Genomic DNA, 22964 nt, shown 5'->3' on the forward strand with positions numbered 1-22964 from the left:
CCCCGCCATGCGCCGGCGGAGTGATATATGCCTCACACGATGCGGATTGATCCTCGGGCGCGTCCGGCCTTATTCGGCCCGGCGACGCCTGCCTCCGGCGCTCTGGGCGGTCCCGGACGCCGACTGCATGTTGGCCATGATCTCGGCGACGGACAGCCCGTTCGAGTGCGCACCCGACGGTTCGTCGTCCTCGGGCGCCCGCCGGCGGCCCCGCCGCGCTTCGGGCTCTGCCTCTTCCTCTGACTCGGAGTCGGGCTCGGGCTCAGGTTCGGGTTCTGCGACAGGTTCGGGCTCGACCTCCGCGACCGGCTCCGGCTCGGGCGCCGGCCGGGTCTCGGCAACCGGCTCGGGTTCCGGTTCCGGTTCGACCTCGATCTCGGGTTCGGTATGTCCGGCGTACGCGGGTTCCACGATGGACGTCTCCGCGGTGACCGGATCGTCGTCCGGATTCGCGAAATGGTGAGACGACTGGGCGGAACCACTCTGATGCCCGGCACCGGCGGCATGCCCCGCACCCGGGATGTACAGGCCCGACGCCGCAGGCTGGTAGCTGCTGTACGAGCCGCCTGCGAGTTCCTGCACCCGAGTCGAATCCGCCCGCAGCGCGATCCGCTCGGTCGGCATCGCGCCGTCGAACAGGGCCTCGAGATTCTTGCGGAGCGACGAGAGTTCGGCACGCAGCGCGGCGAGTTCCTCGGCGTCGGCGCGCACCTCGCTGCGCACCCTCTTCTCGACGGTGAGCTCGTATTCGCGCCGTGCCGAGATCTCCCGCTCGAGCTGCAACTCGTAGACGGTCTGCAGGTCGTTGACCTTCGCCTTGTCGAGCGCCGACTCGCGCCGGTACTTCGTCATGGCGATGGCGCCGACCGTGGCAGCCCACAGCGCGGCCACCAGGCCCACCCGCAGGAGTTGGACACTGTCGCTGAAGATCAGGAAGAGGGACGCGATCACCGCGAGTGCGAGTAACCCCGCAACGATCATCTGGCTCGCGCTGCGCCTGTTGCGGCGCGCAGACTTGAGGCGACCAGGATTCGTCATGGTGCCAGGGTACTTGGCCGCGAAGGGTGCACCGCGCATTCGTTCGGACCTGCGGCGATCCTTGGTGCCCTAATGCGCCGGCTCGTCCGACGGGTCGTCGGGGGTGCGGCAGCAGTGTTCCAGCCACAGCGCCGCGCCGACGAGCGCAAGCGCGGCGACGAGACCCACCCACGCGCCGGGAGTGTCCGAGACCGCGGCCCGGAGCACCGAACGCTGCGGAAGCAGGTACAGCAGGAACCCGCCCCATACCCCGGCCGTCGCGGCACCGACGAGCGCGGATGCCTTGGCCAGCGCCGCCACCCGGGCGGCGGTGATCGGGTGCAGCTGACGCGGTCCGTCGCCCAGCTGATGGTTGCTGATCCGGGACCGCACCATGAACGCGAGCACGACCTCGATCAGCGCAACCGGATACAGCGACGCCCCGGCGTACACGGGAATCGGCGGAAACGATCCGTAGAACACGCGGACCAGAATCCAGGTGGCGGCGACGGCGAGCGCGGACAGGAACAGCAGATCCCAGATGCGCGTGGGTTTCATCGTGCCCGTCGGTTCCGGCTTCATCGCGACCGCCGGTCCAGAACGAGCCGCGTCCGGTGCACACCGGCCCGTTCCTCGTCGTCCAGCAGCGGCAGCAGCGCGTCCACCCGGGTCGTCGTCCCGTCGACCGGCAACACCGCCTCGGGTTCGACATCCAGCCACGGAATCAGCACGAAGGCACGTTCGTGCGCTCTCGGGTGCGGCAACGTCAATTCCGGGTCGTCGCTGCGGATGTCGTCGCACGTGACGACGTCGACGTCGAGCGTGCGCGGACCCCACCGTTCGATCCGCACCCGGTCGGCGGCGGCCTCGAGTTCCTGCCCGCGCCGCAGCCAGCCGTAGCCGTCGAGTGCGGGATCGTCGACGACGAGGACCGCGTTGAGGAAGTCCTGCTGCTCGACACCGCCCCACGGCGCCGTCGAATACACCGGCGAGACCGCGACGACCGCGTCACCGAGACCGTCCAGAACGGACTGCAGATGGGCAAGGCTGTCGCCGACGTTCGATCCGATCGACAACACCGCGCGACTCATGGCCGCGACCTGTGCGCGACCACCGCGACGTCCGCGAACGTCAGCGGGATCGGCGCGGACGGCTTGTGCAACACCACCTCGGTGCTCCGGACGCGAGGATCGGTCATCACCCCGTCCGCGATCTCCGCGGCGACGGTCTCGATGAGGTCCCGTGAGGGTCCCGCCACGATCGCGGCCGCGCGCTCGGCCAGTCCGCCGTAGTCCAGGGTGTCGTCGAGGTCGTCCGATGCGGCGGCCGGGGCGAGGTCCATCCACACGGTGATGTCGACGTAGAAGTCCTGACCGTCCCGCTTCTCGTGCTCGAAGACGCCGTGATTGCCACGAACCTTCAACCCGCGCAACTCGATTCGATCACTCACGTCCGGCTGCACCCTTTGCCCAGGCCTCGGCGACCGCAATCGCGTCGAGGGAACCCTGCGCATCGTGCACACGCACTCCCCACGCTCCGTGGGTCGCGGCGAGCGCCGAGACGACGGCGGTCGCGATCTCCCGTCCGGCGGGCGGGCGCGGCTCCCCGTCCGAATCCGCCAGCAGCGAACCCAGGAACCGCTTGCGGGACGCGCCGATCAGGACGGGGAATCCCAGCTCGTTGAACTCGGGCAGCGCCTTCAGCAGCGCCCAGTTGTGGTCGGCGTTCTTCGCGAAACCGAGACCCGGATCCAGCACCAGCGAACCCGGATCCACCCCTGCCTTCACGGCCAGGTCGACCTGGACCATCAGTTCGTCCCGGACCTCACGGACCACGTCTTCGTAATGGTCGGCGGTGCCGCGGTGCACATAGTCGGCGGCCGAACGCCAGTGCATCAGGATCCACGGAACTCCGGCTTCCGCGACGACCGAGGCCATCGCCGCATCCGCGCGGCCACCGGCGACGTCGTTGATGATCGACGCACCCGCCTCGATCGCGGCCTGCGCGACGGACGCCCGCATCGTGTCGACGCTGACGCAGATGCCCTCGCTCACCAGGTCCGCGATCACGGGTGCGACGCGACCGGCTTCGACGTCGGGATCGACCCGCGCCGCGCCCGGCCGGGTGGACTCGCCGCCGACGTCGACGATGTCGACGCCGAGACGCTTCAGTTCCAGACCGCGCGCGAGCGCCGCGTCACGGTCCAGGAAACGTCCGCCGTCGGAGAAGGAATCGGTGGTGACGTTCAGGACGCCCATCACCACGGTTCGGCCTGGCGAGGGCAACTCGATCACGGTCACTTCCGCAGAATAAGGTCCAGAGCCTCGGAACGTGAGGCCGCGCTGGACTGGAGCAGGCCACGCACCGCGGAGGTGGTGGTACTCGCGCCAGGCTTGCGGATCCCCCGCATCGCCATGCACAGGTGCTCGGCCTCGATGACCACGATCGCACCGCGCGGGTCGAGCTTCCGCATGACCGCGTCGGCGATCTGACTGGTCAGACGCTCCTGGACCTGCGGACGCTTGGCGTACAGGTCGACCACGCGCGCCAGCTTCGACAGCCCGGTCACCTTGCCCGTCTTACCGGGGATGTACCCGACGTGGGCGACCCCGTGGAACGACACGAGGTGGTGCTCACACGTGGAGTACAGCGGAATGTCGCGAACGAGCACCAGCTCCTGGTGCCCCTCGTCGAACGTCGTGTTCAGCACGGTGTCCGGGTCGGTGTAGAGGCCCGCGAAGACCTCGCGGTACGACCGCGCCACGCGGGCGGGCGTATCCCGCAGTCCGGGACGGTCCGGATTTTCACCGATCGCGATCAGCAGTTCGCGCACCGCAGCTTCGGCACGCGGCTGATCAAACACCCGGCCTGTCTCGAGTGCCACTGGCTCACTACCGAGATGATTCACCGACAACCGAAACTCCTCCAGTACCGGGACCGATCGTCCCGAAGCAACAGCCTAGTGTCGGGCGGATCAGTTCGATCCGTCCGGTCCTTTCCAGGCCCTCGTCTGCGCGTCGTCGTCGCCGGTGCCACGCTGCTCGTGCGGCGGGTTCCACTGATTGCCCGGACCCTGGTTCCCGGAGTACTGACCCTCCGGGTTCTGGTTGCCCGGATCGCGAGGCGGCCAGCCCGGAGCCGACCAACCCGCGGGGGCGCCATAGTCCGGACGCGGCTGCGTCATCCCACCCTGCGGCCGGGCCGGTGCCGGCTGCGAGTAACCGTTGGCGGGCGCCGGCTGTGGGTACTGCTGCTGCGGCGAAGCCTGCTGCGACTGCTGCTGGGCGAACACCGGCTCGGGCTGCTGGGGCCACGGCTCGCCGCGCTCGACCGCGAGTTCCCGCGGCGTCTTGACCGGCGGCTTGTCGGACGGCGTCCGGTGGCCGAAGTCGTTGAACGCGGTGATGCGCGGGCGCTTCTCGACGCTGTGGAAGATCTTCTCGAGATCCTTGCGGGTGAGCGTCTCGCGTTCGAGCAGTTCGGTGGCCAGGATGTCCAGCACGTCGCGGTACTCGTTGAGGATCGCCCACGCCTCGGTGTGCGCGGCCTCGATGAGGTTGCGGACCTCTTCGTCGATCTCGCGCGCGACCTCGTGGGAGTAGTCGGACTGCTGACCCATCGACCGGCCCAGGAACGGGTCTCCACCCTCCTGGCCGTAGCGCACGGCACCCAGCTTGGCGCTCATGCCGTACTCGGTGACCATCGACCGGGCGATCTTCGTCGCCATGTCGATGTCGGAGGACGCCCCGGTGGTCGGCTCGTGGAACACGAGTTCCTCGGCCGCGCGGCCACCCATCGCCATGACGAGTCGAGCGATCATCTCGGACCGCGTCATCAGACCCTTGTCGTCCTCGGGCACCGTCATCGCGTGACCGCCGGTGCGGCCGCGGGCGAGGATGGTGACCTTGTAGACGGGCTCGATGTCGGGCATCGCCCACGCGGCGAGCGTGTGCCCGCCCTCGTGGTACGCGGTGATCTTCTTCTCGTGCTCACTGATGATGCGGCTCTTGCGTCGGGGACCGCCGACGACACGGTCGACGGACTCCTCGAGCGCGGCCTCCGTGATGACGGTCCCGTTCTCGCGGGCCGTGAGCAGCGCGGCCTCGTTGATGACGTTGGCCAGATCTGCACCCGACATTCCGACGGTGCGCTTGGCCAGACCTTCGAGGTCGGCGTGCTGATCGATCGGCTTACCCTGCGAGTGAACCTTCAGGATGGCGCGACGACCGGCGAGGTCGGGGGCGCCGACCGGGATCTGCCGGTCGAAGCGGCCCGGACGCAGCAACGCCGGGTCCAGGATGTCGGGGCGGTTGGTGGCGGCGATGAGGATGACGCCGGTGCGGTCGCCGAAACCGTCCATCTCGACCAGCAACTGGTTGAGGGTCTGCTCACGCTCGTCGTGGCCGCCGCCGAGGCCGGCGCCACGCTGGCGTCCGACGGCGTCGATCTCGTCGACGAAGATGATGCAGGGGCTGTTCTGCTTGGCCTGGTCGAACATGTCGCGCACGCGGGACGCACCCACACCGACGAACATCTCGACGAAGTCCGAACCGGAGATCGTGAAGAAGGGAACACCGGCCTCGCCTGCCACCGCGCGGGCGAGCAGGGTCTTACCGGTTCCGGGCGGCCCGTACAGCAGCACACCGCGCGGGATCTTCGCTCCCAGCGACTGGTAGCGCATCGGGTTCTGCAGGAAGTCCTTGATCTCGTACAGCTCTTCGACGGCCTCGTCCGCACCCGCGACGTCGGCGAACGTGGTCTTCGGCATGTCCTTGTTGAGCTGCTTGGCCTTCGACTTGCCGAAGCCCATGACGCCGCCGCGACCGCCACCCTGCATGCGGCTCATCACGAAGAAGAAGATGCCCAGCAGGATCACCATCGGCAGGACGAACAGCAGGATGGACGTGAGCCAGCTCTCCTGCGTGACCGTGGTGTTGTAGCTCTGCAGGCCCTTGTCGGAGATCTCGTTGAAGATCTGCTCGGACGCCGACGCCGGATACTTCGCGAGGATCTCGGTCTTGCCGTCCGTCGCGTCGTTCCCGTCCTTCAGCCACAGGCGGACCTGCTGCTCCCGGTCGTCGATCTGCGCCTTGTCGACGTTGTTCGCGTCGAGCTGCGCGATCGCCACGGAGGTGTCGACACCCTGGAATCCGCGCGTGTCGTTGCCGAAGTAGCTGAAGGCGTAGATCACCAGCAGGATGACGGCAACTATCGCCAGGTTTCGAAACACAGTCTTACGGTTCATACAGGTCGGCCGATATGGCCGGTCCTTTCGAGAGTGCGGGTCTGCCGGGTGCGCCTTCCGGCTGCCAACCGGACAAACCAGGTTACCGCGAAGGCACCCCGGCGACTCCAGGTAGCAGCCAACCGCCGTTGGGAGCGGTCTCTTTTCTTTCAACGCATGCGGTGTCCCATCGGTTCCCCCGGACTCGATCCGGGTCCGAATGTGCGGGAGTTCACCGCGCGGGCGCGACCCTCGGCCAGCCGCCGCCCACCCGCTCGATGTGAGCGGCCAGGGCCAGGATCCGGGCCTCTCCCCCGGGCGGCGCCGCGATCTGCACGGCCAGCGGGGTGCCCGAATGCGAGTGCGTGCCGACCGGCACACTCGCCGCCGGCCACCCGACGAGATTCCACAGCGCGCTGAACGGGGCATACCGCACGTTGGCCACGACGTTCGACAGCCACGACCGCTCGCTCCACGTCGTCGCCGCGAGCGGCGGCTGCGCGAGAGCGGGTGTGATCACGACGTCGTAGTTCTCGAAGAATGTGCGCAGCGACTCTTCGAGCCTGCCCACCTGCTCGGGACGGACGAATCGGCCCAGCGCCCGGCCCACCGCGACGTGTCTGCGGGTCCGCGGCTGCAGTTGCCGCACATCGAGCCCCTTCGCGTCGGCGGCCGTTCCCGCGGTCCAGCGGGCGAGGACGGGAAGCAGGTTGACCGGGTACGGCAACGTCGCAGGCTCGACGTCGTGGCCCGAGCCGGTCAGTTCCGTGCCCGCGCGCAGGGCCGCGTCCCGCCACTGCGGATCGACCGTGGCCAGGAACGTCGGCGACCCTGCCGCGACCGCGATCCGCAGTGGTTCCGATGCTCCGATCCGCGCGAGTTCGGGTCGGTCGGCGAGGACGGACAACATGAGGGCGGCGTCGTCGACGGTGGTGGCGATGGGCCCGTTCTCGGCCATGCCGAACCACGAGGTGGCGCCGAGTTCGGAGGGCACGACTCCCCTGCCCGGTTTGATGCCGAACACTCCGCAGTTCGCCGAGGGGATGCGGATCGAACCCAGACCGTCGGTCCCGTGGGCCAGGGGCACCATCCCCGCGGCGACGGCGGCGGCCGCTCCCCCGGACGAACCCCCGCAGGTCCGCGACGGATTCCACGGATTGCGGGTGATGTGGCCGGGCGCGTCGGTGGTTCCCCACACCGCCAGTTCGGGGAGGGTGGTCAGGCCCACGACCACCGCACCGGCCGCCCGCAGCCGCGCGACGACCGGGTGGTCGGAAACCTTCGGTTCGGCACTGGTCGCGCCCGATCCCTCACGCATCGGCAGTCCGGCCACCGGGATGACGTCCTTGATCGCGACGGGCACTCCTGCCAGCGGAAGTGTGGACAGATCCGGCCGGCGGGAGAGGGCGAGCGCGGCGGCTCGGGCCTGTTCGGCGAGGACCGTGACGAACGCCTGAATCTTCGGTTCCCGCTCGTCGATGGCCGCGAGCGCGGCCTCGACATGCTCCATCGGGCTCGAGACGCCCGAGCGAACCTGCTCGGCGACGACGACGGCTGAGGTGAACGGGGAGTCCCCCATCATCCGAGTATATGGCGCAGGGATGCAGTCATTTCGAGTATTCGCGCTGGATACGGTAGGTCTGCGGGGTTACCATTCGCTTGTCCCTGGATGGGACTCTTCACACCGCTCCAGACAACCTCGATGTGCCCAGAGAACCCGCCCAGTAGAACCCTCGATGTGCAATGACCAGAGGAAACGGGTCGGGCAGAGACGGATCGGCCGCTGGATCGGACTCTGCCGAACGGACCGCCGGAGTCACGAACTCCGAACACGAGAGCAGCGAATCGACGGTCGCGGCCGGACCGTCGACGGTGGTAGCTGAGCAAACCGTGTCCGCACGGACGCTGACCGCCGAGCAGACCGCGGACGCCGAGCAGACCGCGGCCGCCGAGCAGACCGCGGACGCCGACCAGACCGCGGCCGCCGGTCCGACCGTGACCGCCCGGCAGCCGGACACGCTCATCACCAGGCCGCCGGGCAATGCGGCTCTCGACGATGTGGAGGTCGGTCAGCAGGTCGACGACTTCGATCTGCTGATGGGCCTGGGCAGCGGCGCGTTCGGCCGCGTGTTCCTGGCACGGCAGCGGTCGATGCAGCGCCTCGTCGCGGTGAAGATCTCCCACGACAAGGGGAACGAGCCGCAGACCCTCGCACAGCTCGACCACAACTACATCGTGCGCGTGTTCGACCAGCGGTTACTCGAGGACCGCCAACTGCGCCTTCTCTACATGCAGTACCTGCCGGGTGGCACCCTGCTGCGGGTTCTGCGCCGCGTGCGCGTCACCCCGGAACAGGACCGGACGGGCAGCCTGCTGCTGGACGTGGTCGACGAGGAGATGCGGGAGAAGGGCGAGATCAGGCCCACCGACTCGAGTGTGCGGGACGAGATCAGTTCACTGACCTGGCCCGAGACGATCGCGTGGCTGGGGCGGCGGCTGGCGGATGCCCTCGACTACGCCGGTAAGCGCGGCGTCCTGCACCGCGACATCAAACCCGCCAACATCCTGCTGACGGCCGAGGGGGTGCCGAAGCTCGCCGATTTCAACATCAGTTTCAGCGACACCGTCACCGGGGCGTCACCGCTCGCCTACTTCGGCGGGTCCCTGGCCTACATGTCCCCCGAACAGCTCGAGGCGTGTCACCGCGGAATGCCGGGGACGGCGGCGGACCTCGACACCCGCAGCGACATCTTCGCGCTCGGCGTGATGCTGTGGGAGCTGATGTGCGGTCGGCGTCCGTTCGAGGACGAGGACGTGTCCAGCGAGTCGCTCGTCGCACTCGAAGCGATGCTGGACCGCCGCAGCCGCGACATCGACCCGGAGTTTCTCGACCAGTTGCCCTACGACTGTCCGCCGTCCCTGCGACGGGTACTGCTGACGTGTCTGGCACCGAAGCCGGAGGACCGGTGGTCGTCCGGTGCCGAACTGGCCCAGCAGTTCGACCTGTGCCTGAATCCCCGGGCCCGCGACCTCGTCGATCCACCGCCGAACAGTTGGCGCATGCGGCTGCGCCGCTTCGCGCTGCCGATTCTGGTGATCGGTATCGCGGTGCCGAACGCGCTCGCCGGCGCCTACAACTACCACCACAACAAGATGCTGATCATCAGCAATCTGACGCCGGAGGCGCAGCACTCGTTCGAGGGGATCCAGTTGGTCATCAATTCGATCGCGTTCCCGTTGGGTGCGATCATGCTGCTCTACTGGTGCCGATATCCGCTGCTCGTTCCCCGGGGTCTGCGCAAGGGGAAAACGTACGACCGCCAGACGCTGGCCCGGGCCCGCACCGACACGCTGCTGCTCGGCGACCGCGTCGTGCTGGTGGTGTTCGGGTTGTGGGTCATCGCGGGCATCGCCTATCCGATTTCCCTGCAGCTCGCGGCGGGGAATGTGCCGCCGGGCGCGTACGTGCACTTCATCGCATCCCTGATCGTGTGCGGCGCCGTGTCGGTGGCGTACCCGTTCTTCGTGGTGGCGTTCTTCGCGGTGCGCTGTATCTACCCGACCCTGCTGCCGCAGGACATCGCCAGCAGCGCCGACGCCCACAAACTGCGGGGCCTCGACCGCCGGAGCACGCTGTATCTCGCGGTGGCCGCCTCGGTTCCGCTGGCCGGGGTGGCCGGGGTGACGTTCCTGTCACCCGACGAGATCACGCTGGTGATCATCGCAGTCCGCATCCTGTGCGTCGGCGGCATCTTCGCGTTCGTGGGCGTGTACTGGCTGTTCCGGCAACTGGAACAGGACCTGCGGGCACTGGAGCTCGCCGTGTCCCACGAACCCGTCCGCTGACGAGCAGAGCGGAGATCAGCCGCCGTAGACGGAAGGCTCGAGGGTCCCGATGTACGGCAGGTCGCGGTACCGCTCGGCGTAGTCGAGGCCGTACCCGACGACGAATTCGTTGGGGATGTCGAAGCCGACGTTCGCGACGTTGACGTCGACCTTGATGGCGTCGGGCTTGCGCAGCAGCGTGACGACCTCGAGTGAGGCGGGGTTGCGGCTCGACAGGTTGCGCATCAGCCAGGACAGCGTCAGACCGGAGTCGATGATGTCCTCGACGATCAGCACGTGGCGGCCGGCGATGTCCTTGTCGAGGTCCTTGAGGATGCGCACGACGCCGGAGGACGACGTGGACGAACCGTAGGAGCTGACGGCCATGAACTCCATCTGGGTGGGGATGGGGAGGGCCCGCGCGAAGTCGGTCATGAAAAAGATGGCGCCCTTGAGGACACCCACCAGAAGCAGATCCCCTTCCGGGGCACCCTCCGGGTAGCGCTTGGCGATCTCCTCGGCCAGTTCGACGGTACGTCGACGGATCTCGTCCTCGGAGATCAGTACCGATGCGATGTCGCCTTCGTACACGCGATCAAACCCTTCGTCGGTCGTCCAATCCGACGTTCAGCCTGCCACGTCGTCGGCGGACCACCAACCTCGCGTCCGGTGTTCCGCCCCCGATCGCCACCTGTCCCTGTCCGCGCCACCGTGCGACGAGGTCGTCCACGGCCCGCAGCTGGGTGTCTCCGAGACCGCGCGCACCGGCTGCAAGGAGCCAGCTGCGCAGCACGCGCCGGCGGACGGGCGGCGCCGACAGTGCGAGCAGGGCTGCGTCGATTTCACCGTCCACCTCGACTTTCGCTTCGGCGTCGGCGGCCATAGCGTCGAGGACCGCCCCTTCCTCGCGCAGGTGTTCCCCGGTGCGGGCGAGGGCCCCGGCGACGCCGCCGCCCAGGACGTCCTCGAGCAGCGGCAGCACCTCGGTGCGCAGCCGCACCCGCACGAAGTCGGGTGAGGCGTTGTGCGGATCCTCGTGCGGGCCGAGTCCCAGTTCCGCGCAGGCCTGCCGGGTCACCGCGCGCCGCACGTCCAGCAGCGGCCGCCCCCACGGGCTGTCGTACGCGCTCATCCCCCAGATGGATCGACCACCCGAACCGCGCGACAACCCCAGCAAGACCGTTTCGGCCTGGTCGTCGAGGGTGTGCCCCAACAGCACCGGGCGGGTTCCGCGCGCCGAGTCGAGGGCGCGGTAACGGGCCTGCCGGGCAGCCGCCTCCAGCCCGCCCGACCCGGTCACGTCGACGGGAAGCACCTCGGCGGACGTGCAGCCGAGAGTCCGGGCACGGGCTGCCGCCTCGTCCGCCACGTCCGCCGAACCCGGCTGCAGCCGATGATCGACGACGAGGGCACGCACCGATCGCGCTTCGGCGGCGGCCGCCGCCGTCAGCGCCAGTGAGTCGGCGCCACCGGACAACGCGACCGCGATCTCACCGTCCGGGGCGTGCGCCACGATCCAGCGCCGCACGGCGTGACGAACCTCGAGGATCGCCGGCTCCTCGGGAAGCACCATCACCGGCTCAGCCCTTCTCGAATCAGCCCAGTACCCGGGACACCCAGGCGTCCGGCGCATCGATCTCCGCGAGCCTGGGCAACGTGTCGGGGCCGGTCCACACGACGTTGAACCGGTCCATCCCGACCTTGTCCACGACCGCGTCGACGAACGCCTTGCCGCGCACGTACTGCGCCATCTTGGCGTCCATTCCGAGCAGCGCCCGGATGAGGCGTTGCACCGGGTTGCTCTTGCGCCGGCGCCGCTGATCGAACGCCGCCCGGATCGCGGCCACCGACGGCACGACCGCCGGACCGACGGCGTCCATCACGTGGTCCGCATGTCCTTCGAGGAGGGTGCCGAGCACCAGCAGACGGTCGAGTGCCTCACGCTGCGGCTCGGCCTGGGTCGCGCGCAGCAGTCCGACGATGCCGCCCGGTGCGCCCGACTCGTCCGCCTCCGTGCGCCCGCGGTCGCGCAGCGCGGAGGTCAACCGGCCGACCATGTCGGTGACGGACTCGTCCTCGGCGGACCCGAGGGTCTCCACCGACTCCTGCATGTACCCGGTGAGCCACGGTGAGGACGAGAACTGCACCCGGTGTGTCACCTCGTGGAGGCACACCCAGAGCCGGAAGTCGCTGGGCCGCACGCGCAGTGTGCGCTCGACGGACACCACGTTGGGCGCCACGAGCAGCAGGGTTCCGTTGTCGCCGGTGAACGGGTCGTACTGACCGAGGATCGCCGACGACAGGTACGCGAGCATCGCCCCGGCCTGAATGCCCGCCGGCTTGCCGACCAGCATGCCGGGAGCGGCGTCGCCGCCCGTGAGCTGCGACATCGAATGCGCGGCGGCGTGGATCCACCCGGCCCGGTCGAGGATCTGGGCGGTAGGCACCGGAAGCCCGTCGGCGAGGCCGGTGACTTCCCGGACGGGCAGTTCCGCGCGCATCGACGCGTCGGCCAGTTCCGCGACCACGGTTTCCGCCGTGTACCGCGACGTCACGGGTCCGCTGCGCGCGAGCTTCACCCCCGTCCGGGCTGCGAGTTTCCAGTCGACGGCACCGCTGAAGGCATTTCCCTCGGCGGCCATCACTGGCACCCGCACGTGCGGAGCGCTGCCGCCAGTGCGTCGAGAGCGGGTCGGCTGACCTCCGGCGGGCGGTCGTTGGACATCAACGCGAACGTGAGGACGCGCCCGTTCTGGTCCACCACATAGCCGGCGAGCGCGCTGGCCGTGGACAGGGTGCCGGTTTTCGCCCGCACCCAGCCGGCGCCCGTGCGGTTCCCCGACGCGTACCGGTCCGAGAGGCTGCCCGTGGCACCGGCCACCGGCAGGTAGTCGAGCATCGGCCGCAGGGCGGGATTGCCCTCGCCCGCGGCGGCCGTCAGAACCTGGTCGAGTGTGTGCGGGGCGATGCGGTCGTCGACGGACAACCCGCTCGCGTCGTGCAGCGTGAAACCCGACAGATCGAATCCGGCCGCGGTCAGCGTTTGGCCGATGGTCGCGACGGCGCCCGTGAACGATGCTTCCGCGCCGGCATTCATGGCAACCTCCCGCCCGATCGCTTCGGCAAGCACATTGTCCGAGTGTTCCATCATCTGCCGCAACCGGTCGCGCAGCGGCGCGGACTGCACACTCGCCACGGTAGCCGCACCGGGCGCCGCGACCCCCGACGTGACCGCCGACGGGGCGACGCCGAGCGCACCGGCGAGCGTTCGCCCGGCGTCGAGCGCGGGCGTCGAACTGCGCGGCGACTCGTCCACGAGCGGGTCGGCGCGTCCGCCGTCGATCATGATCGGTTCGGTGGGAGTGATGAATCCGGCGCCGACGTCCGTCGGGAACCACCCCTGCGCCATCGTGTCGCCCGAGTAGATGCTCGTGTCGACCACGATGCTCGTCACCTGGATGCCCGCGTTCCGGATCTGGTCGACCAGCTGCGAGATGTGCGCCGCACCCGGGTAGTAGCCGTTCTCGCCGACCGGCTTCGCGGTGAGAGTGGGATCACCACCGGCGACGAGGACGATCTCGCCGGGAGTCGCTCCCTGCACCACCTTCGTCGTCACGCGCCGGTCGGACGGCAGCGCCAGCAGCGCGGATCCCGCGGTGAGGACCTTGGTGGTCGACGCGGGGGTCATCGGGGTCTGCGGGTTGACGCTCCACAGGACCTGACCGGTGACCGCGTCGGCGACCGTTCCGCTGAACTTGCCGAGGTCGGGGTTGGCGGCGGCCGGACCGACCGCGGCGGCGATCCCCTGCGCCGTCGGCATCGGTGCGTCGTCCGGCACCGGCGTGACCTGCGGGGCCGCCGTGATCGGCGCAGGTTCCGGCGCGATCGTCAGTTCGCCGCGGCCCGCCGACGCGTTGTGCGCGGTCACCGCGACCACCAGAACAGCCGCCATCGCGAGCACCACGACGACGACCGACGCGAACAGAATTCGCATGTTCCGACGGTGGCGTCCCGCCAACGAGCCCATCTTCTTCTTTCCCTGGCCCGGCAACGCGCCTCCGTCTTCACTGTGATTCGTGGGTGGTCAGACAACCAACCTTATCCTCGACCCGATATCCTCTCCCCGAATCATCATCGACACGACAGCGAGGAATCGGCGTGGAGTTCGACGTCACCATCGAGATCCCCAAGGGTCAGCGAAACAAGTACGAGGTCGACCACGTGACCGGTCGCGTGAAGCTGGACCGCTACCTCTACACCGCGTTCGGCTACCCGGCCGACTACGGCTTCATCGAGAACACCCTCGGCGAGGACGGCGACCCGCTGGACGCGCTGGTCCTGCTCCCCGAGTCCGTGTTCCCCGGCGTCATCGTCGAGGCACGTCCCGTCGGCATGTTCAAGATGGTCGACGAGGCCGGCGGCGACGACAAGGTGCTGTGTGTGCCGGCCGGCGACCCGCGCTGGGATCACATCCAGGACATCGGGGACGTCCCGCAGTTCGAACTGGACGCCATCAAGCACTTCTTCGTCCACTACAAGGACCTCGAGCCGGGCAAGCACGTCGAGGCCGCCGACTGGGTCGGGCTCGCCGAGGCGACGGCCGAGGTCGAGGCTTCGTTCAAGCGTCTGAAGGACAACGGCGGGCACTGAGCGGTTCGCCGTTTACGCCAACGGCGTCCAACTCCGGTTTCGGGGTCGGGCGCCGTTGTCGTCTCACTCCTCCGCGGCTCCCCGCGCCGCGGCCTGGAGTCCGGACTCGCTGCGGAGGGGTACTTCCTTCCACAGCACGGTGAGGACGAAGGCGACGACCGCGAGAATCGACACGCTGAGGAAGACGGAACCGATGGCGTCGGCGAATCCTTCGCGGAAGGGCAGGGCCAGCACGTCGTCGAGTTTCCCGATCACCGAGCTGTCCGTGAGGACTCCGCTGACTCCGGCGTGGTCGGGGCTGAGGATCCCCTGCCCCATGGCGGCCTCGGCGGGGTCGTTGCTCTGTGCGGCTGCCACCACGGCTCGACGGAAGTCGGGTGTGCCTGCGGCGGCCGTCACTCGCTCACCGATGGCCGGGGTGAGGCGGGAGAAGAGGATCGACAGGAAGATCGCGACGCCGGCGGTGCCGCCGATCTGCCGGAAGAACGTGGCCGCTCCGGTCGACACCCCCATGTCCTGCGGGGGCAGCGCGTTCTGAATGGCGAGGGTGAGGGGCTGCATCAGGTTTCCGAGACCGAGTCCGAGGATCAGCATGAACACCATCACGACGGGCATCGGGGTGTCGGCGGCCAGCGTGTGCAGCAGGAACGCGCCGACCACGATCAGGGCGGTGCCCAGGATCGGGAAGTACCGGTACCGCCCGGTCCGCGAGATCATCTGTCCGCTGACCACCGAACCGGCCATGAGCCCGAGGACCATCGGCAGGATCTGGAACCCGGCCAGGGTGGGGCTCGAGCCCTTCACCACCTGCAGGTACTGCGGTAGCAGGGTGATGCCGCCGAACATGACAGCGCCCACGACGAGACTGATCACGACGCCGAGCGCGAACGTGCTGTTGCGGAAGAAGCGCATCGGGATGAGCGCGTCGTCCTTCATCGCCAGTTCCACGAGCACGAAGGCCAGCACACCGATGACGCCGATCACGTAGCACACCAACGACTTCGAGCTGCCCCATCCCCAACTGTGCCCCTGTTCGGCGACCACGAGCAACGGCACCACACCCACCGCGAGGGCGATCGCGCCCCACCAGTCGATCCGCCGGCTTCCGCTCGGTCGTCGCGGGAGGTGCAGCACGCGGGAGACGACGGTGAGCGCGACCAGCCCCACCGGCACGTTGACGAGGAAAACCCAACGCCAGCCGTCGATTCCGAGGATCTCGTCCTGTCCGGCGAACACGCCGCCGAGGACCGGACCGAGGACGCTGGACGTGCCGAACACGGCCAGGAAGTAGCCCTGGTACTTGGCCCGTTCACGCGGGGAGACGATGTCGCCGATGATGGTGAGCGCCAACGAGAACAGGCCGCCCGCACCGAGTCCCTGGACCGCACGGAAGGCCGCGAGCATGTACATCGACGTCGAGAACGTGCACAGGACCGAGCCGATCACGAACACCGTGATCGCGAACATGAAGAACGGCTTGCGGCCGTAGATGTCGGACAGTTTGCCGTAGAGCGGCGTCGCCAGGGTGGCGGTGACGAGGTACGCGGTGGTTGCCCACGCCTGCAGCGAGTACCCGTCGAGGTCGTCGGCGATGGTCCGGATCGCCGTTGCCACGATCGTCTGATCGAGCGCGGCGAGGAACATACCGAGCATCAATCCACTGAGTACAGCCAGGATCTGCCGGTGGGTGTAGGCCACCGGCGTTTCGACCGAATTCGACACTGTTTCCTCGCTGCGCTGTCGTTTACTTGTAGTCCGCAAGTATGCGAGCGCGGCGAGGTTTCGGGCAACTGATGAACTGGGCTTTACCTGCGGATAAGCGTCTGCGACCGGTACAACCGCACCCGCTCCGGAAGTGCGGCTGTACCGACGGACGGTTTATTCGCCCTTGAACTCGGGGGCGCGCTTCTCGAAGACGGCGGTGATCGCCTCGGTCAGGTCCTGCGACGGCAGGAACGCGGCGTTCCACGCGGCGACGTAGCGCAGGCTGTCGTCGACGGCGGCCGCGCGGGAGTGGTCGAGGACGTCCTTGATGCCGTGGACGACGAGCGGCGGGTTCGCCGCGATCTCGGCCGCGGTCTCGTGCGCGGCGGCGAGGACGGCGTCGGCGTCCGCGAAGACGCCGTTGACGAGACCGATCTTCTCGGCGCGCCCGGAGTCGATGTCCTTGCCGGTGAGCGCGAGTTCCCGCAGATGACCGTCGCCGATGATGGCGGGAAGCCTGGCGAAGCTGCCCATGTCGGCGACGATCGCGACCTTGACCTCACGGATGCTGAACTTCGCGTCGGTGCTGGCGTAGCGGATGTCGCACGCGGAGATCAGGTCGACGCCGCCGCCGATGCACCAGCCCTGGATGGCCGCGACCACCGGTTTGCGGCAGTCGGCGACCGCGTTGATGCCGGACTGCATCCGCTTGATCATGTCGTGGAACGCGGTACGCGGGCCGGCCTGCGCCTTGTCCGCGAGGACGGAGCCGAAGCTGCCGCTCATGGCGGGCAGGTCCAGACCGAAGGAGAAGTTCTTGCCGGAGCCGGCGATCACCACCGCGCGCACGTCCGGATCGGTGTCGAGTTCACGGAAGATCTCGGGGAGCTCGCTCCAGAAATCCGGGCCCATCGCGTTGCCCTTTCCGGGTCCGATGAGCGTCACCTGCGCGACGTGATCCTTGCGCTCGACGGTGAACGCATTCCAGGTCTTCTGTTCGGTCATTACTCAAGAGTAACCACCGCTGATCGAGGTCAGGCGAAATACCCTGGAGGTCTCTGCACCGTCTTGTGAACGGACAGCCGCATGACGCACCGGACGACCCCGGTTGGCAACGCCGTAGTCGTCGGCGCCGGAATGGGGGGACTGCTTGCCGCGGCGGCTCTCACCGGCTCGTTCCGGAGCGTCGTCGTCCTCGACCGCGACGTCCTGCCCGATACGGCCACCGCGCGCAGGTGCGTGCCGCAGGCCCGGCACGTGCACGCCCTTCTCGCCGGCGGGCAGGCCGCGATGGAGGACCTCCTGCCGGGGTTCGTGTCCGAACTCCTGGCCCTCGGCGCCACCGCAGGCGACGCGCTGGGCGACATCCGGTGGATCGTCGACGGGCACCGGATGGCCCGCGAGATCAGTGGGGTCCCCGGCATTCTCGCGAGCAGGCCGCTCGTGGAGTGGCAGATGCGCAGGCGGGTCGAGGCCCTGCCGAATGTGCGGATACTGGACCGCTCCGACGTCACCGGTCTCACCGTCGACGGCGGGCGGGTGACCGGGGTGACCGTGCAGCACCGGGGCGGCGTCCCACCGGAGGTCGTCGAGACCGATCTCGTCGTGGACTCGTCCGGCCGCAGTTCGCAGACCGTCGCCCGGCTCGGCGAACTGGGGTTCGCGCCACCGGCCGAGTCGCAGCTGGCAGTGGACGTCAGCTACGCGACGCGACACTTCCGGCTCGACCCGCCGCACCTGGACGGGGATTCCGGCATCGGGATGGCGCCGGGACCGTCGAGTCCGCGCAGTGGATTCATGGGTGTGCAGGAGGACGGCACCTGGATCGTCACTCTCGCCGGGTACGGGGACGACGTGCCGCCACTGGATCCGGACGGATTCCTCGACTTCGTGAAGTCGTTCCCCGCCCCGGACATGTACGACGCACTGCGCACGGCCGAGCCGGTGGACGACGGCGTGCGGTACCGGATCCCGACGACGGTCCGGCGGCACTATTCCGCGGACGATCTGCCGTCGAATTATCTGCCGTTCGCGGACGCCATCTGCTCGTTCAACCCGATCTACGGCCAGGGCATGAGCGTCGCCGCGGTGGAGGCGACGATCCTGCGGGACTGCCTGCGGTCGGGTCGGACGCATCTCGCTCGCCGGTTTCTCCGCGGGGCGAACCGGTGCATCGACGCCGCGTGGACGCTCACCGTCGACAACGACCTCCGGATTCCGGCCGTGCCCGGACGGCGGTCGGCGCGGGTCCGGTTGGTCAATGCGTACACGTCCCGGCTCGATCGGGCGGCGGCCGTCGACCCGGCGGTGGGGTCCGCGTTCCTCCGGGTGACGCATCTTCTCGAGCGTCCGGGGACGCTGCTCCGGCCGGCGACGGTGCTGCGGGTTCTGCTCGCCGCCCGCTGACGGACGACCGCGAGATTACCTGTATGTTGACGTCACAGATACCTGAAGGATCTGCGCCGCCACGAGAGGAAATCCGTGCTCGACATCGCCTGGAACCCGACGCTGAACACGCTCACCCGCAACGCCTGGCGACTGTCCTTCGGCGGCGGAATCGCGCCGGTCCAGCGAACCCCGTCGACGCGCATCCACGAGGCTCCCCATCAGGACCTGTACCGATTCGACACCACCGAGACCGACGGCGGCCGGCCCGTCCTCCTCGTGCCCCCGCTCGCGGCGCCCGCACACTGCTTCGACCTCCGTCCGGGCCAGAGCCTGGCCGCACACCTCGCCGATTCTGGGAAGGCGGCGTATCTCCTCGACTACGGCACCATGGGCTACTCCGACCGCGGCCTCGGATTCGAGGACTGGATCGACGACTTCATCCCGGCGGCCGTCGACCGCGTGTCCCGACTCCACGACGGTGCACCCGTCGACCTGATCGGCTGGAGTCTCGGGGGAACGATGTCGCTGCTCACGGCTGCGGGCCGGAACTATCTGCCGATCGGCTCGGTGACGGCGATCGGCACGCCGATCGACTACGAGTCGGTGACCATGATCGCGCCGCTGCGCATGGTCGGCCGGTTCACCGGCGATCGCCCCCTCACCACCGCGACGCGGGCGATGGGCGGGCTGCCCGCGCCGCTGGTCCAGGCAAGCTACCGCTTCACCGCACTTCAGCGCGAGCTCACCAAGCCGTGGTTCATCGCCCGGAACCTGCACGACACCGAGACCCTCGCACGGATGGAGTCCATCGACCGGTTCATGGCCGACATGCCGGGTTATCCGGCCCGGTTCTTCCGCCAGGTCTGCACCGAGCTGATCCTCGGGAACACGCTCGCCGCGGGGAGCTTCGATACCCGGAACGGTTCGATCACGCTGGCCGATCTCGCGGTGCCGGTTCTCGCGATCGGCGGCACCGAGGACGTCATCGCGCCGATCCCGTCGGTCCGGGCGGCGACGGACGTCTTCACCGGTTCTCCGTCGGTGCGGTTCGAGTCCGCGCCGGGCAGCCACCTCGGACTTGTCGCAGGCCCGAAGGCCAAGGAGTCCACGTGGGCCCACATCGACGGCTTCCTCGACGGTGTCGTCGCACAGACCGCCTGAGATCAGGTCAGCCCGGCCCTCGCGACGGCCCCCGCGAACAGTGCGGTGACCGCGGCGCCCATCGTCGACCGATCCACTTCCTCGGGGTCGACGGAGTGTTCGAGCACGAGGCCGGAGATGAGGGCCATCAGCGAGATGGCCGTGATGCGGACGTCGAACGTGTCGTCGACCCCCCACTCCCGTGCGCGTTCACCGATCAGTTCGACGAGCTTTCCCCGCAGTTGCCGCCGCTCCCGCAGGTACGCCTGGGCGATCTGCGGGTCACGTGCGGCGAGCACGCCGAATTCGAGCACCAGCAGCGACCAGCCCGGCTCGCGCACCATCCACGACGCTATGGCCTCGCCGCCTTTGCCCGCGGCGTCCGACGGGTTCAGGCCGGCGATCTCGGCGAGGACCCGTCCCGCCAGTTCGAGTGAGCGCGCCGCGAAGAGTTCGGCGAACAGGTCCTGCTTCGACTCGAAGTTCGAGTAGACAGCCCCCTTGGTGAACCCGGCCCGGCGCGCGACCTCGGCGAGCCTGGCCGCGCTGAAGCCCCGCTCCGCGAATTCCTCCGCCGCCGCGTCGAGGAGGCGCTGACGCACGACATCACGACCGGGACGCGTCGTCGGCGCCCATTCGGTGTGACGACTGTCCGGTTGACGATCTTCAGTCACGATACCTAGGGTATTCAATACCTACGGTATCGACAAGGATCGAGGACGTCCGATGACCATGACCGACAGCGAATCCCCCACCCCGGCTCCCGTGCACCACGACAGTCCGGTGTCGAAGTACGGCGCTCCCAGGGTGATGGTCGCGCTGGTCTTCGGCGTTCTCCTCCTCCAGCTCGGCTTCATCCTCAGCTACGTGGCCGCGTTCCATCAGCCCACGCCCCGCGACATCGAGATCGGTGTCGTCGCGGCGGAGGGACTGCCCGCAGGCACGGACCAGCAGGTCGCCGACCGGCTCGATGCAATCGACGGCAGGCCGCTGCGCGGCTGTGTCGTCTCGGACACCGCGGAAGCCCGGCGACTCCTCCACGACCGTGAGATCCAGGGCGCATTCGTCATGAATCCCGTCGGCCCCGACACCCTGATCACGGCGAGTGCAGGCGGCAGCTCGATCTCCAGCGCGCTCGAATCGGTCTTCGCGGAGGTGGAGAACAGCCAAGGTCGCCAGTTCACGGTGCGCGACGAAATTCCGGTAGGCGCGCACGACAACCGCGGACTGTCCGGTTTCTATCTGGCGGTCGGATGGGTGGTCGGCGGCTACCTGCTCGCGGCGGCGATCGGCCTGTTCATCGGCGCCCCGCGGACCCTGCGTCAGGCCTCCGTGCACACGGCTGTCCTGTTCGGGTACGCCGTGCTGTCCGGTGCCCTCGGCGCCCTGATCACCACTCACGTGCTCGGCACGTTCGCGGGCCACTGGTTCCCGCTGTGGCTTCTCGGAACAGGTGTCGTCTTCGGCACCGCCGTGTTCACGCTGGGGTTGCGCGCCTCGGTCGGCGTCCTCGCAGTGCCCCTCGCGATCGCCGTCTTCGTCATTCTCGGCAATCCCAGCGCAGGCGGTGCGTTCGGTTCGAACGTCATCCCCACCTTCTACGCGGCCATCGGACGCTGGATCACCCCGGGCGCAGGCACCGAGGGAATTCGCAGCATCGTGTACTTCGACGACGTCGGACTGGGGCAGCCCGCCCTCGCCCTCGCGCTCTACTCGGCGGTCGGGCTCGGACTGCTGTTCGGGTTCACCGTCCGGCGCCTCCGGAAGCCGGAATCGACTACGCCCCGTTCCGATGTCGTGTCGGACGACGCTTCTTGATGTCGTACCGGAGGAATGGACCTACTCTTGGTTCATGCCGACGCCCCTGCACCCCCACGCCGCGCATGTCGCCGAGACTCTGATCGCGCGAGGACACCACGGGGTGATCGTGACCCAGCCCGACTCCACCCACTCCGCGGCGGAGGCGGCGGAGTCTCTGGGGGTCGATATCGGGGCAATCACCAAGTCGCTGGTGTTCCTCCTGGACGACGATCCGATCCTGCTCCTGGTGTCGGGGGCGCACGAGGTGGATCTGGCGAACACGGGCAAGCGACTGCAGGGAAATCTGACCCGGGCACCCCTCGACATGGTGCGGATCGCGACCGGCCAGCCGATCGGGGGTATCGCCCCGCTCGGACATCCCACGAACCTTCCGACGTACGTCGACAACGCCCTGTCCGAGTACGCCGAACTGTGGGCGGCCGCCGGCCACCCGGACACCGTCTTCCGCACGTCGTTCTCGGAGTTGGTGCGGATCACCGCGGGCCTGGCGATCGACGTCGACTGAATCCCGGTCGGTCCACGCCCCTATAGTTGACGTCAGATCTCGTGAACGAGAGTGACGTGAACGAGAATGACACAGTGCCCAGACGGGCCGACCCGGAGAATGATTTGTCCGACAGAGCCGAGAACGCCGAAACCGTCGATGGTTCGGACCTCCCCCGCGACCCTCAACTCGCCCCCGGAATCTGCGCGGACGACTACCGCGCAGCCCTCCGCCGTCACCCGGCCGGGGTCACCATCGTGACCCTCGACTCGGGGTCCGGCCCGGTCGGCTTCACCGCGTCCTCGTTCTCCTCCGTCTCACTGGACCCGCCGTTGGTGTCGTTCAACATCGCGAACACCTCGTCCAGCATCGATGCACTTCATTCCGCGGATTCGCTGGTGATCCACCTTCTCGGAGAGCACCAGCAGCACCTGGCTCAGCGATTCTCCCGGAGCGCCGACCAGCGGTTCGCCGACGTGTCCCTCTGGGCGCGACTCGACACCGGCGAACCGGTCCTCCACGGAACTCCCAGCTGGTTGCGGGTCATCGTGGACCAGTTGATTCCCGTCGGCGATCACACGCTCGTCATCGGCCTCGTCACCCGCGTCCATGCCGAGGCAGACGACGATTCCGCTTCGGCTCCCCTGCTGTATCACGAAGGCCGGTACTACCGGCCCACTCCGCTCGGCTCAGCGAACAACGGCAGCTGAC

22 protein-coding genes are annotated in these 22964 nt (G+C 68.5%); 7 read left to right on the forward strand and 15 right to left on the reverse strand.

Translation table 11 applies throughout. The features are described 5' to 3' along the window. Window positions 1-69: 69 nt before the first annotated feature. The 8 genes from WKC72_RS38665 to WKC72_RS38700 form a co-directional block, all read right to left on the reverse strand. Window positions 70-1038, reverse strand: coding sequence for a DUF6779 domain-containing protein (locus WKC72_RS38665; RefSeq protein WP_370181400.1), 969 nt, complete (start codon window positions 1036-1038; stop codon window positions 70-72). A 69-nt stretch (window positions 1039-1107) separates the two neighbouring features. Next, window positions 1108-1575 (reverse strand): DUF3180 domain-containing protein, encoded by a 468-nt coding sequence (locus WKC72_RS38670; protein ID WP_370181401.1) that lies wholly within the window; start codon window positions 1573-1575, stop codon window positions 1108-1110. 20 nt (window positions 1576-1595) lie between these two features. Then, a complete protein-coding gene (folK, locus tag WKC72_RS38675) occupies window positions 1596-2108 on the reverse strand; it encodes a 2-amino-4-hydroxy-6-hydroxymethyldihydropteridine diphosphokinase (protein ID WP_112302022.1) in 513 nt (170 codons plus the stop codon). Next, window positions 2105-2467 carry a dihydroneopterin aldolase gene (gene folB, locus WKC72_RS38680; protein ID WP_037242509.1) on the reverse strand — a complete coding sequence of 121 codons (363 nt, stop codon included), beginning with the start codon at window positions 2465-2467 and terminating at the stop codon, window positions 2105-2107. Before folB ends, folK begins: the two co-directional genes overlap by 4 nt. Continuing rightward, entirely contained in the window at window positions 2460-3317 is an 858-nt protein-coding gene (gene folP / locus WKC72_RS38685) for a dihydropteroate synthase (RefSeq protein WP_081792704.1), read from the reverse strand. The genes folB and folP overlap by 8 nt, the downstream gene beginning before the upstream one ends. Further along, entirely contained in the window at window positions 3314-3931 is a 618-nt protein-coding gene (gene folE, locus WKC72_RS38690; protein WP_025431746.1) for a GTP cyclohydrolase I FolE, read from the reverse strand. Before folE ends, folP begins: the two co-directional genes overlap by 4 nt. Before the next feature lie 60 nt (window positions 3932-3991). Next, on the reverse strand, window positions 3992-6262 hold the full coding sequence (ftsH, locus tag WKC72_RS38695) for an ATP-dependent zinc metalloprotease FtsH (RefSeq protein WP_370181402.1): 2271 nt from the start codon (window positions 6260-6262) through the stop codon (window positions 3992-3994). Between the two features lie 211 nt (window positions 6263-6473). After that, the gene (locus WKC72_RS38700) at window positions 6474-7820 is read right to left on the reverse strand and encodes an amidase (protein WP_112302024.1); all 1347 of its coding nucleotides are present in this window, start codon (window positions 7818-7820) and stop codon (window positions 6474-6476) included. Window positions 7821-7984: 164 nt separating this feature from the next. On the opposite strand from WKC72_RS38700, the gene WKC72_RS38705 reads away from it, so the two are divergent. Then, entirely contained in the window at window positions 7985-10087 is a 2103-nt protein-coding gene (locus tag WKC72_RS38705; RefSeq protein ID WP_037242335.1) for a serine/threonine-protein kinase, read from the forward strand. A 15-nt stretch (window positions 10088-10102) separates the two neighbouring features. On the opposite strand, the gene hpt is transcribed toward WKC72_RS38705, so the two are convergent. The 4 genes from hpt to dacB are packed head-to-tail and all read right to left on the reverse strand — an operon-like array spanning window position 10103 to window position 14093. Further along, on the reverse strand, window positions 10103-10657 hold the full coding sequence (gene hpt / locus WKC72_RS38710; RefSeq protein ID WP_005244976.1) for a hypoxanthine phosphoribosyltransferase: 555 nt from the start codon (window positions 10655-10657) through the stop codon (window positions 10103-10105). Window positions 10658-10661: 4 nt separating this feature from the next. Then, window positions 10662-11639 carry a tRNA lysidine(34) synthetase TilS gene (tilS, locus tag WKC72_RS38715; RefSeq protein WP_037242337.1) on the reverse strand — a complete coding sequence of 326 codons (978 nt, stop codon included), beginning with the start codon at window positions 11637-11639 and terminating at the stop codon, window positions 10662-10664. Window positions 11640-11661: 22 nt separating this feature from the next. Continuing rightward, a complete protein-coding gene (locus tag WKC72_RS38720) occupies window positions 11662-12708 on the reverse strand; it encodes a zinc-dependent metalloprotease (RefSeq protein ID WP_037242339.1) in 1047 nt (348 codons plus the stop codon). Beyond that, window positions 12708-14093 (reverse strand): D-alanyl-D-alanine carboxypeptidase/D-alanyl-D-alanine-endopeptidase, encoded by a 1386-nt coding sequence (gene dacB / locus WKC72_RS38725; RefSeq protein WP_112302027.1) that lies wholly within the window; start codon window positions 14091-14093, stop codon window positions 12708-12710. Before dacB ends, WKC72_RS38720 begins: the two co-directional genes overlap by 1 nt. A gap of 131 nt (window positions 14094-14224) precedes the next feature. Between dacB and WKC72_RS38730 the strand changes: the two genes are divergently transcribed. After that, window positions 14225-14716, forward strand: a complete 492-nt coding sequence (locus WKC72_RS38730; protein WP_037242345.1) for an inorganic diphosphatase — start codon at window positions 14225-14227, stop codon at window positions 14714-14716. A gap of 63 nt (window positions 14717-14779) precedes the next feature. Here WKC72_RS38730 and WKC72_RS38735 read toward each other — a convergent pair whose 3' ends face one another. Then, entirely contained in the window at window positions 14780-16477 is a 1698-nt protein-coding gene (locus WKC72_RS38735) for an MDR family MFS transporter (RefSeq protein WP_370181403.1), read from the reverse strand. 117 nt (window positions 16478-16594) lie between these two features. Continuing rightward, window positions 16595-17425: a crotonase/enoyl-CoA hydratase family protein gene (locus WKC72_RS38740; protein WP_037242348.1), complete on the reverse strand. Its 831-nt coding sequence runs from the start codon at window positions 17423-17425 to the stop codon at window positions 16595-16597. An 81-nt stretch (window positions 17426-17506) separates the two neighbouring features. Between WKC72_RS38740 and WKC72_RS38745 the strand changes: the two genes are divergently transcribed. Further along, window positions 17507-18826, forward strand: a complete 1320-nt coding sequence (locus tag WKC72_RS38745) for an FAD-dependent oxidoreductase (protein WP_370181404.1) — start codon at window positions 17507-17509, stop codon at window positions 18824-18826. A 75-nt stretch (window positions 18827-18901) separates the two neighbouring features. Continuing rightward, window positions 18902-19969, forward strand: coding sequence for an alpha/beta fold hydrolase (locus WKC72_RS38750; protein ID WP_037242352.1), 1068 nt, complete (start codon window positions 18902-18904; stop codon window positions 19967-19969). Window positions 19970-19971: 2 nt separating this feature from the next. Here the strand turns inward: WKC72_RS38750 and WKC72_RS38755 are convergent, their stop codons facing one another. Further along, window positions 19972-20550 (reverse strand): TetR/AcrR family transcriptional regulator, encoded by a 579-nt coding sequence (locus tag WKC72_RS38755; RefSeq protein WP_037242354.1) that lies wholly within the window; start codon window positions 20548-20550, stop codon window positions 19972-19974. A 124-nt stretch (window positions 20551-20674) separates the two neighbouring features. Here WKC72_RS38755 and WKC72_RS38760 point away from each other — a divergent pair, with 124 nt between their 5' ends. The 3 genes from WKC72_RS38760 to WKC72_RS38770 all read left to right on the forward strand — a co-directional run bounded on the left by WKC72_RS38760 (window position 20675) and on the right by WKC72_RS38770 (window position 22963). Continuing rightward, a complete protein-coding gene (locus tag WKC72_RS38760) occupies window positions 20675-21766 on the forward strand; it encodes a hypothetical protein (RefSeq protein ID WP_370181405.1) in 1092 nt (363 codons plus the stop codon). Window positions 21767-21800: 34 nt separating this feature from the next. Next, window positions 21801-22274 carry a YbaK/EbsC family protein gene (locus tag WKC72_RS38765; RefSeq protein WP_005244991.1) on the forward strand — a complete coding sequence of 158 codons (474 nt, stop codon included), beginning with the start codon at window positions 21801-21803 and terminating at the stop codon, window positions 22272-22274. A gap of 179 nt (window positions 22275-22453) precedes the next feature. Next, on the forward strand, window positions 22454-22963 hold the full coding sequence (locus WKC72_RS38770; RefSeq protein WP_370184656.1) for a flavin reductase family protein: 510 nt from the start codon (window positions 22454-22456) through the stop codon (window positions 22961-22963). The last annotated feature ends 1 nt before the right edge of the window (window position 22964 follow it).

It is taken from the genome of Rhodococcus wratislaviensis (assembly GCF_041228765.1).
GTDB lineage: Bacteria > Actinomycetota > Actinomycetes > Mycobacteriales > Mycobacteriaceae > Rhodococcus_F > Rhodococcus_F wratislaviensis.

Excerpts from the sequence above, each read along its gene's own strand:
- WKC72_RS38665 (WP_370181400.1), bottom strand. The coding sequence starts at position 1,038 with ATGACGAATCCTGGTCGCCTCAAGTCTGCGCGCCGCAACAGGCGCAGC.
- WKC72_RS38670 (WP_370181401.1), bottom strand. The coding sequence starts at position 1,575 with ATGAAACCCACGCGCATCTGGGATCTGCTGTTCCTGTCCGCGCTCGCC.
- folK (WP_112302022.1), bottom strand. The coding sequence starts at position 2,108 with ATGAGTCGCGCGGTGTTGTCGATCGGATCGAACGTCGGCGACAGCCTT.
- ftsH (WP_370181402.1), bottom strand. The coding sequence starts at position 6,262 with ATGAACCGTAAGACTGTGTTTCGAAACCTGGCGATAGTTGCCGTCATC.
- WKC72_RS38700 (WP_112302024.1), bottom strand. The coding sequence starts at position 7,820 with ATGGGGGACTCCCCGTTCACCTCAGCCGTCGTCGTCGCCGAGCAGGTT.
- WKC72_RS38705 (WP_037242335.1), top strand. The coding sequence starts at position 7,985 with ATGACCAGAGGAAACGGGTCGGGCAGAGACGGATCGGCCGCTGGATCG.
- tilS (WP_037242337.1), bottom strand. The coding sequence starts at position 11,639 with ATGGTGCTTCCCGAGGAGCCGGCGATCCTCGAGGTTCGTCACGCCGTG.
- WKC72_RS38720 (WP_037242339.1), bottom strand. The coding sequence starts at position 12,708 with ATGGCCGCCGAGGGAAATGCCTTCAGCGGTGCCGTCGACTGGAAACTC.
- dacB (WP_112302027.1), bottom strand. The coding sequence starts at position 14,093 with ATGGGCTCGTTGGCGGGACGCCACCGTCGGAACATGCGAATTCTGTTC.
- WKC72_RS38740 (WP_037242348.1), bottom strand. The coding sequence starts at position 17,425 with ATGACCGAACAGAAGACCTGGAATGCGTTCACCGTCGAGCGCAAGGAT.
- WKC72_RS38745 (WP_370181404.1), top strand. The coding sequence starts at position 17,507 with ATGACGCACCGGACGACCCCGGTTGGCAACGCCGTAGTCGTCGGCGCC.
- WKC72_RS38760 (WP_370181405.1), top strand. The coding sequence starts at position 20,675 with ATGACCATGACCGACAGCGAATCCCCCACCCCGGCTCCCGTGCACCAC.
- WKC72_RS38765 (WP_005244991.1), top strand. The coding sequence starts at position 21,801 with ATGCCGACGCCCCTGCACCCCCACGCCGCGCATGTCGCCGAGACTCTG.